The organism is Bradyrhizobium macuxiense (genome assembly GCF_001542415.1).
Lineage (GTDB): Bacteria > Pseudomonadota > Alphaproteobacteria > Rhizobiales > Xanthobacteraceae > Bradyrhizobium > Bradyrhizobium macuxiense.
This window is the reverse complement of sequence record NZ_LNCU01000122.1, coordinates 1-12988: the sequence shown is the minus strand read 5'-3', so window position 1 is coordinate 12988 and position 12988 is coordinate 1. Positions and strand designations below refer to the sequence as shown.

12 protein-coding genes and 2 pseudogenes are annotated in these 12988 nt (G+C 60.8%); 4 read left to right on the top strand and 10 right to left on the bottom strand.

The window, feature by feature from the left end:
- Positions 1-1015: IS630 family transposase (locus AS156_RS38110; protein WP_082747544.1), on the top strand; the 1015-nt coding region annotated here is incomplete at its 5' end.
- Positions 1016-1039: 24 nt separating this feature from the next.
- Here the strand turns inward: AS156_RS38110 and AS156_RS38105 are convergent.
- From AS156_RS38105 to AS156_RS46210, 4 genes and pseudogenes are all read right to left on the bottom strand, one after another.
- A complete protein-coding gene (locus AS156_RS38105) occupies positions 1040-2236 on the bottom strand; it encodes a CaiB/BaiF CoA transferase family protein (protein WP_082747962.1) in 1197 nt (398 codons plus the stop codon).
- Positions 2237-2267: 31 nt separating this feature from the next.
- Positions 2268-2948, bottom strand: coding sequence for a nitroreductase (locus AS156_RS38100; protein WP_201456184.1), 681 nt, complete (start codon positions 2946-2948; stop codon positions 2268-2270).
- 2 nt (positions 2949-2950) lie between these two features.
- On the bottom strand, positions 2951-3319 hold the full coding sequence (locus AS156_RS38095; RefSeq protein WP_066515353.1) for a hypothetical protein: 369 nt from the start codon (positions 3317-3319) through the stop codon (positions 2951-2953).
- Positions 3320-3469: 150 nt separating this feature from the next.
- Positions 3470-3565 (bottom strand): annotated as a pseudogene (locus AS156_RS46210) (NAD-dependent protein deacetylase); the annotation flags it as partial.
- A gap of 328 nt (positions 3566-3893) precedes the next feature.
- On the opposite strand from AS156_RS46210, the gene AS156_RS43180 reads away from it, so the two are divergent.
- Complete coding sequence (locus AS156_RS43180) at positions 3894-4061, top strand: hypothetical protein (protein WP_160331196.1); 168 nt, start codon at positions 3894-3896, stop codon at positions 4059-4061.
- A gap of 137 nt (positions 4062-4198) precedes the next feature.
- Here the strand turns inward: AS156_RS43180 and AS156_RS38090 are convergent, their stop codons facing one another.
- The 6 genes and pseudogenes from AS156_RS38090 to AS156_RS38065 form a co-directional block, all read right to left on the bottom strand.
- Positions 4199-5815 carry a DHA2 family efflux MFS transporter permease subunit gene (locus tag AS156_RS38090; RefSeq protein WP_066515352.1) on the bottom strand — a complete coding sequence of 539 codons (1617 nt, stop codon included), beginning with the start codon at positions 5813-5815 and terminating at the stop codon, positions 4199-4201.
- Complete coding sequence (locus AS156_RS38085) at positions 5812-6948, bottom strand: HlyD family secretion protein (protein WP_066515351.1); 1137 nt, start codon at positions 6946-6948, stop codon at positions 5812-5814. The genes AS156_RS38090 and AS156_RS38085 overlap by 4 nt, the downstream gene beginning before the upstream one ends.
- 179 nt (positions 6949-7127) lie before the next feature.
- Positions 7128-7622 carry a YciE/YciF ferroxidase family protein gene (locus tag AS156_RS38080; RefSeq protein ID WP_066515349.1) on the bottom strand — a complete coding sequence of 165 codons (495 nt, stop codon included), beginning with the start codon at positions 7620-7622 and terminating at the stop codon, positions 7128-7130.
- Positions 7623-7689: 67 nt separating this feature from the next.
- Positions 7690-8163, bottom strand: a pseudogene (locus tag AS156_RS38075) (NuoB/complex I 20 kDa subunit family protein); the annotation flags it as partial.
- Between the two features lie 806 nt (positions 8164-8969).
- A complete protein-coding gene (locus AS156_RS38070; protein WP_066515346.1) occupies positions 8970-11207 on the bottom strand; it encodes a hypothetical protein in 2238 nt (745 codons plus the stop codon).
- Between the two features lie 8 nt (positions 11208-11215).
- The gene (locus AS156_RS38065; protein ID WP_066515344.1) at positions 11216-11611 is read right to left on the bottom strand and encodes a c-type cytochrome; all 396 of its coding nucleotides are present in this window, start codon (positions 11609-11611) and stop codon (positions 11216-11218) included.
- Here AS156_RS38065 and AS156_RS43650 point away from each other — a divergent pair.
- Together AS156_RS43650 and AS156_RS38055 are read left to right on the top strand one after the other, a co-directional pair.
- Positions 11592-11891, top strand: a complete 300-nt coding sequence (locus AS156_RS43650) for a DUF305 domain-containing protein (RefSeq protein ID WP_201456182.1) — start codon at positions 11592-11594, stop codon at positions 11889-11891. The two genes, AS156_RS38065 and AS156_RS43650, sit on opposite strands and share 20 nt — an antisense overlap.
- 19 nt (positions 11892-11910) lie before the next feature.
- Positions 11911-12975, top strand: coding sequence for an IS630 family transposase (locus AS156_RS38055; protein WP_066503481.1), 1065 nt, complete (start codon positions 11911-11913; stop codon positions 12973-12975).
- Positions 12976-12988 lie beyond the last annotated feature (13 nt).

The following is a 12988-nucleotide window of genomic DNA, read 5'->3' as shown; positions in this document are numbered from 1 at the left end:
GCTTGAGGCGTGTTGTCGCTCACCGATGACATTGCAGCGCGATTTGAAGCGGGCGCGGATAGTCCTGTTAGCGGCGGACGGGCGCAGCACCCGGTCGATCGCCAAGGAAGTTGGGGTCCAGCCGCGGATTGTCAGCGTTTGGCGGCATCGCTATGCCGACCAAGGCCTTGAAGGGCTGCAAGACAAGCCGCGGCCCGGCAAGCAGCCGATCTATACGAAGACGACCGACAAGCGGATTCTGAAGCTGCTGGATAAGCCGCCCCCGCAAGGGTTTGCGCGCTGGACCGGCCCTCTGCTGGCCGAGGCGCTAGGCGATGTTGACGTCCAATATGTCTGGCGGTTCCTGCGCAGCCACAAGATTGACCTCGCGGCTCGCAAGTCCTGGTGTGAGAGCAACGACCCGAACTTTACGGCCAAAGCCGCCGATGTCGTTGGCCTTTACGTCGCCCCGCCGGCGAAGGCTATTGTGCTCTGCGTGGACGAGAAGCCCTCGATCCAGGCTTTGGAGCGAGCGCAGGGCTATCTGAAGTTGCCCAATGGCCGCGCCTTGACCGGCCAGAGCCACGATTACAAGCGGCATGGCACCACGACATTGTTTGCAGCGCTCGAAGTCGCCACCGGAAAGATCATCGCTACGCATTCAAAACGCCGTCGCCGTGTCGAGTTTCTCGATTTCATGAACAGCCTCACCGCGGCCTTTCCGGGCCGAAAGCTTCACGTCATCCTCGACAACCTCAACACCCACAAGAAGAATGAGAGCTGGCTCAAGGCCCATCCCAATGTGCAATTCCATTTCACACCGACGAGTGCGTCCTGGCTCAACCAGATCGAGGTATGGTTCTCAATCCTGCAGGGGCAGTCGCTCAGCGGCACCTCCTTCACAAGCCTCAAGCAGCTTCAGGAACACATCGATGCCTACGTCAACGCCTACAACGACAAAGCCGAGCCCTTCGTCTGGACCAAGAAAAAGATCCGTCAACGCCGTTTCAAGGGCCGCCGTATCAATCAACTCTGATTCCGGGTACTAGATCGCTGACTTTCACCTCGAGTTCCCAAGGCTACCAACTCCCATTGCTCGCTGGCTATTGCCGGTTCGCCAACACCCCAGCCGCCAGAAGATCGCCGATCTCTCCGGCAAAATACCCCAATCGGTCAGCACAGCCCGGCTATCGCGCCCGGGCCCTGGCGGCGATCGGCTGAGTTCGGATCGCGCGCGCGAAAAGCGCGGAGCCGGTCCGGGGTGCCGAACTTCATCAAACACCGCGTATGCGCTTCGCGCAGCCATCTGCGGATGCGATGGCGCCTCATCGATCGACAGGACCGGCGCAAGGCAGGCGTCGCGCCCGATTGCTGCGGCCACCCATTCATCGCGGGTTCGTTCGGCAAAGACCATGGCAAAGCGCTCCCGCATCTCCGGCCATGTTGAGCGATCGCCCTGCCTTGGCAGCCCATCCGGCTTTAGTTCCATAACCTGCAGCAAGTTGGCGTAGAAATGGGGCTCGATCGCGCCGACCGCGACAAACTTTCCGTCCTTGGTTTCATAGGTGCGGTAAAACGGTGCGCCACCATCAACGATGTTATCGTTTCGCCGCTCGGTCCAGCTTCCGTGCTGACGGAACGCTTGGAATGCCGACATCAGGTGCGTCACGCCATCGATCATCGCAGCATCGACGGTCTGTCCCCGCCCCGATTGCCGGGCCTCCATGGCCGCCGAAAGCACACCGACGACAAGATAGAGTGCGCCGCCCCCGAGGTCGGCAACGAGATTGAGCGGAGGCGGCGGTGGTCGATCGGCATCACCAAGACAATGCAGCGCACCGGTCAAAGCGAGGTAGTTGATGTCGTGTCCCGCCTCCTGCGCCAGAGGTCCTTCCTGTCCCCATCCAGTCATACGAGCATAGACCAAGCGCGGGTTCACGGCGTGGCACGCTTCAGGGCCGAGCCCAAGGCGCTCCATGACCGTAGGACGGAACCCTTCAATCAGTGCATCCGCTTGGGTGACGAGTTTCAGCACAGTGGCGATTGCCTGCGGCCTCTTTAGATCGAGTGCCACCGAGCGCTTGTTGCGATTGTAGAAGTCAAACCGCGCCGGCAAATCGAGTTCGGCTCCCGGTTTCGCTATTCGGTCGATCCGCACCACATCCGCGCCGAGGTCGCCGAGTAGCGCGCCAGCAAATGGCGCGGGTCCAATGCCTCCCATCTCCACGACACGAAAACCTTGCAAGGGTCCCGTCAAGGCGAACTCCTCTCGTTAAACTCGGCCATCCTCAGCGATGAAAGCGCACGACGTCATCGATCCGAGCCCGATCGACGCGCGCTGCGTTGGCGTGAACGCCATCGTCTTCATAGCCAAACGAGATGCCAAACAGCAGTTTGTAGTTGTCAGGAATGTCGAGCTGTTTGCGGACGATATCGGGGAACAGGCCGAGCGCGCCCTGCGCACAGGAGCCGATGCCTCGCGCCGTCAACGCCAGCATGAGGGTTTGGGCGTACATGCCGATATCGGTCGCCTCTCGCGTATCGAACGGCTCCGGCATAAAAATGAAGACGGCATGCGGCGCATCGAAAAATGCATGGTTGCGGACGTAGGCCAGCTTGCGTCCCGCCTTATCGCTTCGCGCAACGCCCATCGCGCCATACAGCGCCTGCGCGGCACCGACCTGACGTTCGCGATAGATGCCGGAATACTTGCCGTCTGCCGGCCAGTCCGGCTTGATCGGCTCGTCGCGCATTCCGGCTGCGACGAGGGCTTCACGAAGGCGTTTGAGGTTCTCCCCCGACACCACATGGGGCGTCCAAGGCTGCACGTTGCAATTGGACGGCGCATGTTGAGCGATCGCAAAGACCTCCCGTAGGGCCGCCTCGGGCACTTCGCGCGGAAGAAAGCCGCGCACCGAGCGCCGACGGCGGATCGCCTCATCGACATTCATCATCGGCTGCTCCGCCATGCTCAGGGATCGTTCGCGATCAATGCCATGCCGCGTGTCGCATAGGCGTGCGCGAGATGCCGCCCCACATTCGCGGCATCCGGCAAGACGCTGTTGCCCAGATCGCCTCGGGCCGCAACGCCAGCACTTCCAACCGCCCCGCGAAACATCGCAAAGACCTGATGAAAGGCCGTGAGCCGCTCGCTCGCGCGGGAAAGCTCGTAGTAGTGATCGAGATATTCCGCTTCAGCCGGAATGCCCATCTCCGCGAGCGGACAGCCGAGCAGCCCTCCGTTCTCGTCCGGCGCCATGCGCCAGGCCTGGCTGTTGAAGGCAAGGTCGACAAGCGGATGGCCCAGCGTCGACAATTCCCAATCGAGGACCCCGATCACTCTACTTTACGATCCGCGAGAACATTCGTTTACAGTACAGGCATCCGGTTTGTTGACATGCCGTTACGCACACGGCTCCGACTCGCCGCTGGTGCGGCTCAGCTCAATCCGATCGATCTTCTCGAACAGCCCGTCATCGAGCCCGATATCGACTGCAAAGTGGGCATCGTTGGGCCGTGCCAAGTGGCGCCAGCCGATCATGCTGCGGGCCCAATAGCGGTGCTGGAAGCGAACGGGCGGCGTGCGGTTGGCGGCCTACCACCGCTGAACTGATGGGTGGACCCAATATTGGAAACTGGTCCGTTCTGCTGGCGTCGGCGATCCGCCTAATAGGGAGAGGCATCGGTCACCCGGATCCTAATGTTGGGCGCGGATCGCCTGGAAGGAACGCGGTTCAGCGTGTGCCCGATCAGCTCAGCGCGGCAGCGAGGTCTTATGACGTGCTGCGCGTTCATGCCCGGCAACGAGGCAAGCGGTTCGCCGCCCCCCTCCAATATCAGGCCGGCATCCAACATCTAGGAACGAATAGCCCGCTTCTTCTTCACCCCATGGACAGTCATGGAGGAAGCTAACGATGCTCTATTGGATAGCTTATGGAATCCCGACAATCGTCCTGGCGATTGTCCTGATTTACGCGATACACCGTGCCGGCTGGTTCAGCCCGCGCGAGGAACGACAGCTCGACACCAATACCCGAATGGTGCAGGAGCGTGATCCTCGCGAAAGAAGAGAGAAATCCTGAATGGGCTTGCGACGTACGAATAGGAACCCTCACGAGCGCTGCGTCGGGCCCATCACCTCGTTCCATTTGGTCGAGCCCGCCGCGGAGGCGCTGGTGACTCTTGCCTCTCGGGTCGGATGAATTCGATCGGCCCGGGGTCAATGCCCCCTCGCCGGCCCTCTCAAGTCGATCCACTTCAGCGTCAGCGAAATCGGGATCATGAGGGCGCCGACGATCGCCAGCGAACGGAAGACGTCGATATAGGCTAGGAGATCGACCTGCTGCTGCAACGTCTGTCCAACCCATGCAATCGCCTGACCCGCTGCATCGGAGGCGTTCGATCCCTGTGCCTCGAAAAATCGCGTCATCGCCTCGAGCGTCTGCTGGTAACCGAGATCGGGCGGTGCAATGTGCTCGACGAGCCGGCTCTGATGGAATTGCATCCGCTGGGCGAGAACTGTCTGAGCCAGCGCAACGCCCATCGAGCCTCCGAAATTGCGGGCGACGTTCATCAGCGCCGAGGCCTGATTGGTTTTATCCGGCGGAATCCCTTCAAAGGACGCGGTCGTCACTGGAAGGAACAGGAGAGGAAGGCCGAATGCCAGATAGATGCGCGACATCGCAGCATATCCGTAACTTATCTCGCCAGTGATTCCGGTCAGATGCCACATCGAGAACGCCGCAATGGCAGAGCCGGCCACCAGCAAATATTTCGGCTGCACATGGCCGATTAGCCATCCCGTGATCGGCATCATCGCCATCGTTACAAGTCCGCCGGGCGATAGCACCAAACCTGCCAGATAGGCCGTATAGCCCAGTTCGGCCTGCAGGAGCTGCGGCAGTATTTGGGTCGTGGCAATCACGATAGCACCCGTGCCGAGCATCACGAGAAAGCACGCGCCGAATTGCCGCTGGCCCAGAAGGCGGATGTCGACAATCGGATCGTCTTGCAGGATCTCCCATACGACAAACGCAAGCAGGCTGAATGCTGCAGCAATGGCAAAGGCTGTGATCAAGCTGGAGCCGAACCAGTCGTTGCGCTGGCCTTCGTCGAGCACGAATTCGAGCGAACCCAATCCAATTGCAATCAGGACAAAGCCAACATAGTCGACACGAAGGCCCTGTCTGAGCATGGCTCTGCGCTCCGCTTCCGCACCGAATGGCTCGCTGACCAATGCTCCCACCAGGACCAGCGAGATCAATCCCATCGGTACGTTGATCAGGAACACCCAATGCCACGAATAGGTGTCACTGATCCAGCCACCCAGCGTGGGACCGACGACCGGCGCAACAACAACTGCAATGCCATAGATCGCAAAGGCCTGACCGCGCTTTTCCGGCGGAAAGGAATCGGCGAGGATCGCCTGCTCGCTGGTCGCCATGCCACCGCCTCCCAGCCCCTGGAGCACACGGAATACGACCAGCGCTGTCAGACTCCAGGCGAGCCCGCACAGCAGCGAGGCTAACGCGAAGGTCGCGACACAGATCATGTAAAAGCGCTTGCGGCCGATCACGGTCGACAGCCAGCCGGAGATGGATAGCACGATCGCATTGGCGACGAGGTAGCTTGTGATGACGTAGGTGCTCTCGTCGATGCCTACCGCAAGGCCGCCTGCAATGTAGCGCAGCGCAACATTGGCGATGGTCGTGTCGAGAACCTCCATAAAGGTCGCGATCGAGACCACGAAGGCAATCAGGTAGGGACTATGTCCGCCGGCCGCCGAGCGTTCCGGCGACCAGCCACCCGCAGCGCCGTGGTGCGTGGTGTCAGTCACCGGACCTTGACCCAGGGTACGACCGACATGCCCGGTCCGATGGCAAGATCGTCAGGCCAGTGATCGACCACGATCTTGACCGGCACGCGCTGCACCACTTTCACATAATTGCCGGTGGCGTTCTCCGCAGGCAGCAAGCTGAAGGCAGTGCCCGAGCCGGGCTGCACCGAATCCACATGGCCCGTGATCATGCGACCGGGATAGGCATCGATGGACAAGTCGACCCGTTGACCCGGGCGCATGTCGGCGAGCTGCGTCTCCTTGTAGTTGGCGACGACCCAGATATCGTCCGGCACGACCATCATCAGACTTTGACCTGGAGTCGCGTAGGTACCGATGGCACCAGTGAGCTTGACGACGCGCCCGGCTTGAGCCGCAGTAACGTGCGTGTATTCAAGATTGAGCTTTCCCTGATCGAACTGCGCTTGCGCCTGCTGCAGCGAGGCACGGGCACTTTCGAGCTGCGCTTCCAGCGTCTTGATCCCAAGCTCGGCTGCGATCAGGGCGGCCTTGGCCCGCGACGTGTTGGCCTGCGCCTGCTGTAGATTGGACCGATTCTGCTGATCATGCTGAACCGTGTCGGCACCTTTTTTCAACAGATCCGATGAACGTGCTTCTTCCTGCTCCGCGAACCCTTGCGCGGCCTGGGTCTGATCGAGCTGAGCTTTCGCCTGATCGATCTGTTGGTGCTGGCTGTCGATCTGAGCCTGATAATTGTCAATGTTGGCTTGCGCCACTGCGACCTGTGCTTGCGCCTGGTCGATGGCGATCTTGTAGTCGCGCTCGTCGATGCGGGCGAGCACATCGCCCGCCTTGACATGCTGGTTATCGGTGACCGGTAAGTCGACGACATAGCCCCCGACCTTCGGCGCGATCGAAAAGCTGCGCGCGGCAACAAAAGCATCATCCGTCGATTCGTAATCGCGAATCTCGAGCCAGTAGCCGGTAGCCCCGACGATTGCGATCAGAGCGAGACAGCCCGCAACGGTTACGACCAGCCAATGCTCGCGCAATCGGTCGCGGATCGATCGCCGCTTGTCCGTAATCTCTTGCCTTTCGCTTGCTCCGCGATCGGCCTCAGGTTTCGCGGGCTTCTCGGCGGCGAGGCCGCGCTTTCTCGTCTGGGTATCCAATGCGAATACCTCGGTTGGAGACGTGTCTCGGGTTGAAACAGCGAGATCGCAGTCCATGGCTAATGATGCGGTGCCGCACTAGTTCCAAGATAGCGCCGGATTGACGCCGGACTGTGCGCGGGAGCCGGCCCGAAGGGACGCGTCGGTTCCAATCACGCCCAACCGCTCTGATGGCTCGATTACGCCGCCAGGGCATCCTGGTTGATCTCACCCTTCGCGAGCATCGTCAGCAGCGTGTCTACATGCCGCTCTTCCTCCAGGGAGTCGTGCAGCAGACGCTGATCGTTGCGCAGCTCAAGCTGGCCCGCGAGCGCAGCCGCGCTGCCATAGGCCGCTATCTCGTAATGCTCAAGCTTTTGCGCTGACGCGATCAGCGCGCCGTCACGAAGATCGTCGTTGAGTACAAGCGGGACCATCTTGGCTGTCTCGCCGATCAGCGCCTGCATGGCTTGGTCGGTGTGCAGGCCCGGATCGGCGCCATGCATCCTGAGCAGCGATTTCAGCCGTTCGCCCTGCACGATGGTCTCGCGCGCATGACGGTTGAACGCATCCTTCAGCGACGGGTGCGATGCGACTTCTGCCATGCTCGGCAAAGCCGCTGAAAGCTGACTCTCGACGCTGGCCAGTTCCTGGAGCTCGGCGATGTACATGTCCTTGAAAGTCGTAATCTTCATGCTGGACACCTTTCTTTTCTAATCTGGACGCGGAGCCTGTTCGACACGCCGCTCGCTGGATCAGGATCTATCGCTCGATCGTGCCGGTCCGGCGAATTTTCTTCTGCAATAGCATGATGCCGTAGAGCAGAGCCTCGGCGGTAGGCGGGCAGCCCGGCACGTAGATGTCCACCGGGACGATGCGATCGCAGCCACGCACGACCGAGTAGGAATAATGGTAGTAGCCACCGCCGTTCGCGCAGGAGCCCATCGAGATCACGTAGCGCGGCTCCGGCATCTGGTCGTAGACCTTGCGCAGGGCGGGAGCCATCTTGTTGCAGAGCGTTCCCGAAACGATCATGACGTCCGACTGACGGGGCGAGGCGCGCGGTGCCGCGCCGAAGCGCTCGATGTCGTAGCGCGGCATCGACACCTGCATCTGCTCAATCGCGCAGCAGGCGAGCCCGAAGGTCATCCACATCAGGGATCCCGAACGCGCCCACGTCACGAGATCGTCGAGCGGGGCTACGAAATAGCCGCGGTCGTCGAGCTCATGGCTGCGGTCGTCGAACCACGCGCGAGAATATGTCATCGTCATTGCGGTTCCTCCGCTCTCAAGTTGTATGACTACCGTAATCGATCGGTATCATCTCGATCGCGGCTTCCTGGCTTTGATTGCACTCGTCCATCCTGGCATTCCATGATCGAGGCGGAACGGAACTTCCGGGGGTCCACGTCCCGACGATGTCCGGCCAACGGCCAGCGCCAGCATTCGTTGCTAAGGTTTGGGGGCCGCGCGCATCACTACCGCGCGCATCACTGCGATGAAACTAGCGTCACGAGCTTCTGCAACCGCTGCGAGCGCGTCCATTGCCAGGTGCACCTTGAGCTGTAATCGCGACGTACGCAGCCGTAGCGAGCGTCAATTGCAGAGCCCCTCCCTACTTGCTGCGTAGAACGGCGATGAGCCCACCGTTTCACAGGCGCTCGACGGCGCTGACCGAGCGTTCCCCATGGCCTGATCAGTTGACTGACATCGCTCCGCGCTTCGCGATGCGGAGTTCAAGGTCCATCGAGCTTACACGGACGGAGCGGTTATTCTGGATTGCCGGGCGAAGAGGAGGAGTTGGATTGATCGGTCCAATGATTTGCCGGAAGCGCCGTTCCTCTCGCTCACCGACAGCAGTTGCGGCTTGCATGGATCGAACCAAAACGTGTGGCCGCGGCACGTGCAACGTAAACGCCGCACCCGCTCAGTGTCCCCCAATCAGAGGAAATGCACGTTGTTGGCCAGTTGCGAAGGTTCCTATTTCAGCTGAATTGGTCCGCCTCCCTTCCCTCGATCCTGATGTTCCGCACGAATCCGATTCAGTGAGCCAGCGGACTTGGACGTAACTGGAATTGCACGACCATCGGACTCGCCCGTGTGGCATCGGTCGTTCCCGGCGCTCCCGGATGCGGCGCATCAATACCCTCAACATGGAATGGAGTGCGGTTGCCAGAGGTTACCCATAGTTCGCGGCCTTTCCAGCCCGCCGTGGGGTCGTCGATCCGCCCGTCGATCTGCTTGGCAAAGAAGCCCATCGGATAGGGAACACGTAGCTCGACGATGTGACTGTCCACCAGCGCATGCAGAGAATCCGATTGGTTGCCGGTGGCAATCGGTGTGTTCGCGCCGAGTCCGAGAATGTCATGCTGATCGACCCAGAGATAATAGGGGTTCTCGGCCGCCCCTATCGTCCCCTCCAATGGCGGTCCAGGCAGCGGATAGAAGCGCCAGCCTTCGGGACACCTGTCGCCGATCTCGGCGCCGGGACCGTTGAGCGGCCCTTTGCACAGGCGACGGTCGAAGCTTCCGATATGACCGCTGTCGAGCGGCACCCACACCACGCCGTTGCGATCGACATCCATGCCGCGAATGCCATAGCCGGGCAGCGGCACCTTGTAGAGTTCGGCGAGCGCCGTGTCGGGTGGATTCGGTCCGGGATTAATGCGCACGATGTAACCTGGATGCGGCAGGCTCGAGCCCCAGATCGTGCCGTCGAGTGGACTTACGGAGATACCGTAGAGCCCGAACGGAATGCGGGTGTCCCGGTGCGGGTCGACCGGCTGGCCCGGCTCGTTGTAGTTTTCATCGCGCCTACCATTGCCGTTGGTATCGACCACGAGCGCGGTCCAGCCCTGCGCTGCCGCTGCATCGCCGGTCGACCAGAATTTCTTCGTATTGACCCAGCCGACGACTGCGTTCTTGCCCTGCGTATTGTTGCTGAACCAGAGCGTATTCGCTTCGTCCTCGGCGAAGTTCAGATGTTGGGTGCCGAAGCAGGTGTCAATAAAGGTGAACTTGCCGCTCCCGGCATCATACACGGTCACCTGCCGCGAGTTCTGGCTGAACCCCTCGGGCTTCGTCGTCAGCGGATAGAGCTGGGCGGAACGAAGCGACGAGTCCTTGCCGCAATAAGCCGGCACTTCTGTCGGCGGCCGCGCCTGTGCGGTGAAATAGATGCGGCCATCCTGATCCATAACAGGTGAATGCGCATTGACTTGGCTGTCCCACACCTGCTCGCGCCCGAAATACGGCGAGGATGCAAACACTAAATTGGCCAGCGACGAACTCGGCGTCCGGTCGGGCTCGCGGACCGGCACGGGGACAACGCGCTTGATGTCGCGCAAGGGATCGAGCACCGGCATCGTATTCGTGGAGAGCTCGGTCGCGCCGTAGAGGGGGCCGTTCGCATTCACGGTCGGCTGGCGCTTGTCCGTCGCAGTGAGGTCATGCAGGTAGTGCTTCGGATCGAGCCAGTCGCGCACTGTAACGACGAGATTGCGCTCGATACCACTTGGCCGTGGTGGCGCGCTCTTCGGGAGCTCGCCTGCCCTAATGCGATCGGTCCAGTCCGCCAGCGCCGCCAGATGCCCGCCATCAGGCGTCAGCAAGCGGCCCATGGTGCGCACCATGGTGCTGCCGCCAGGCCCGGACTGCAGACGCCGCGCCCACGCCGCGATACTGGATTGAAAATGGTCGAAGGCCGGCGGCATTGTGCGCGTCGCATAATTTCCGATTTGATGGCAATTGCCGCAGCCATTGGTCTTGATGACGTCGAGCCATTGCTCGCGGGTCTTGAATTGGGGCGGGATGCCGTTTCCGTTGGGTCCGGTGCCGGGAAATTTTTCGGGACCAGGCGGCCTCAGCAGGGAAAACCAGTATATCGCAGCATAGTATTGCGCCGCCGCTGCACGGTCGGGTGCAACCGATGCTTCGAGGTTCAGGCGCTGCCCAGGTTCGGCGACGACCTTCGGCGAATCGACGAGACCGTAGCCGCGGACCCAAACCTGATAAGCTGCCGCAGGAAGATCCGGAATGAGGAAACGCCCCGCCTCGTCAGTGACGACCACCTTGGCAAAGCGTGTGCCGAGATCCCTGGTTTCGGCGATCACCCAGACGCCGCCTTCCGGTCCGTTCGCGCTCTTGACGACCCCGGTGATATCCTTTGCGTCGATCTCGACCAGCGCGGGCTGAGCAGTTTCCTGTCCGGACAGAGGTACTGGGTCCGCGAACGACAGAACGAAGGTTACGGCGACGAGCAGACCTCTCGAATGTCGCATCGGTTCCTCTATTTCTGGGCCGCCAAATAGGCGATGAGATCGTCGAGGTCGGAATCCGCAACGCCAGGGAATACCGACATCTTGTTGCCAGGAATGGTCAGGCCAGGAGCTGCGACAAATGACGCGATGGTATCAGGGCTCCAGGTCCAGATCGCCATGGTGATGAATTCCGGCGAGTAGTCATATCCCGGCGCTGTGGCAGCTCTGCGCTCTGTAACTCCGAACAAATTTGGTCCGAAGCGATTTGGCTCGCCCCTGCCGACGGTGTGGCACAGTGCGCACTGACGGACGAAGATCACAGCGCCATGCGCGGGATCACCGGCCGCGACGGCAAGGCTAGGTCCGAACGCTGCCGTTATCACAAGGGCAAGAAAATGAAGGAACGTGAACGAAGCGAGGCGCACGGCGTGGCTCCTTGTTCTGATCGCGGCGACAACCCATCCCGGAATGGTCGGTTCCTACTTCGGGCAGAGGTTCAGCAAAGCCGCGGCGAACATTGGCCGGCATGCAACCGATCCACGCCGGCAACCGAACGAGCCGTTCGCCGATCGGATGATCACTGATCACACCAAGACAAGCCCGGAGTTGAAGCAACTGGTCAGCGGCGAGATGAACCCCGCCTTCCCCGCCGCATTGGACGATAGTTCCGAGAAAAAGCTAGTACCCGCTTTTCTTGGAACGTGAGTCGTGATTCAAGGTCGGGATGATACCCGAAGCAAGAGAAGTCCGCCTTTCGAGGAAAGATCGCAAGGTGCTTGAGGCGTGTTGTCGCTCACCGATGACATTGCAGCGCGATTTGAAGCGGGCGCGGATAGTCCTGTTAGCGGCGGACGGGCGCAGCACCCGGTCGATCGCCAAGGAAGTTGGGGTCCAGCCGCGGATTGTCAGCGTTTGGCGGCATCGCTATGCCGACCAAGGCCTTGAAGGGCTGCAAGACAAGCCGCGGCCCGGCAAGCAGCCGATCTATACGAAGACGACCGACAAGCGGATTCTGAAGCTGCTGGATAAGCCGCCCCCGCAAGGGTTTGCGCGCTGGACCGGCCCTCTGCTGGCCGAGGCGCTAGGCGATGTTGACGTCCAATATGTCTGGCGGTTCCTGCGCAGCCACAAGATTGACCTCGCGGCTCGCAAGTCCTGGTGTGAGAGCAACGACCCGAACTTTACGGCCAAAGCCGCCGATGTCGTTGGCCTTTACGTCGCCCCGCCGGCGAAGGCTATTGTGCTCTGCGTGGACGAGAAGCCCTCGATCCAGGCTTTGGAGCGAGCGCAGGGCTATCTGAAGTTGCCCAATGGCCGCGCCTTGACCGGCCAGAGCCACGATTACAAGCGGCATGGCACCACGACATTGTTTGCAGCGCTCGAAGTCGCCACCGGAAAGATCATCGCTACGCATTCAAAACGCCGTCGCCGTGTCGAGTTTCTCGATTTCATGAACAGCCTCACCGCGGCCTTTCCGGGCCGAAAGCTTCACGTCATCCTCGACAACCTCAACACCCACAAGAAGAATGAGAGCTGGCTCAAGGCCCATCCCAATGTGCAATTCCATTTCACACCGACGAGTGCGTCCTGGCTCAACCAGATCGAGGTATGGTTCTCAATCCTGCAGGGGCAGTCGCTCAGCGGCACCTCCTTCACAAGCCTCAAGCAGCTTCAGGAACACATCGATGCCTACGTCAACGCCTACAACGACAAAGCCGAGCCCTTCGTCTGGACCAAGAAAAAGATCCGTCAACGCCGTTTCAAGGGCCGCCGTATCAATCAACTCTGATTCCGGGTACTAG

What these genes read in the sequence shown, in the direction of transcription:
- AS156_RS43180 (WP_160331196.1), top strand. Translation starts at nt 3,894, where the DNA reads ATGCTCTATTGGATAGCTTATGGAATCCCGACAATCGTCCTGGCGATT.
- AS156_RS38080 (WP_066515349.1), bottom strand. Translation starts at nt 7,622, where the DNA reads ATGAAGATTACGACTTTCAAGGACATGTACATCGCCGAGCTCCAGGAA.
- AS156_RS38055 (WP_066503481.1), top strand. Translation starts at nt 11,911, where the DNA reads ATGATACCCGAAGCAAGAGAAGTCCGCCTTTCGAGGAAAGATCGCAAG.
- AS156_RS38100 (WP_201456184.1), bottom strand. Translation starts at nt 2,948, where the DNA reads ATGGCGGAGCAGCCGATGATGAATGTCGATGAGGCGATCCGCCGTCGG.
- AS156_RS38070 (WP_066515346.1), bottom strand. Translation starts at nt 11,207, where the DNA reads ATGCGACATTCGAGAGGTCTGCTCGTCGCCGTAACCTTCGTTCTGTCG.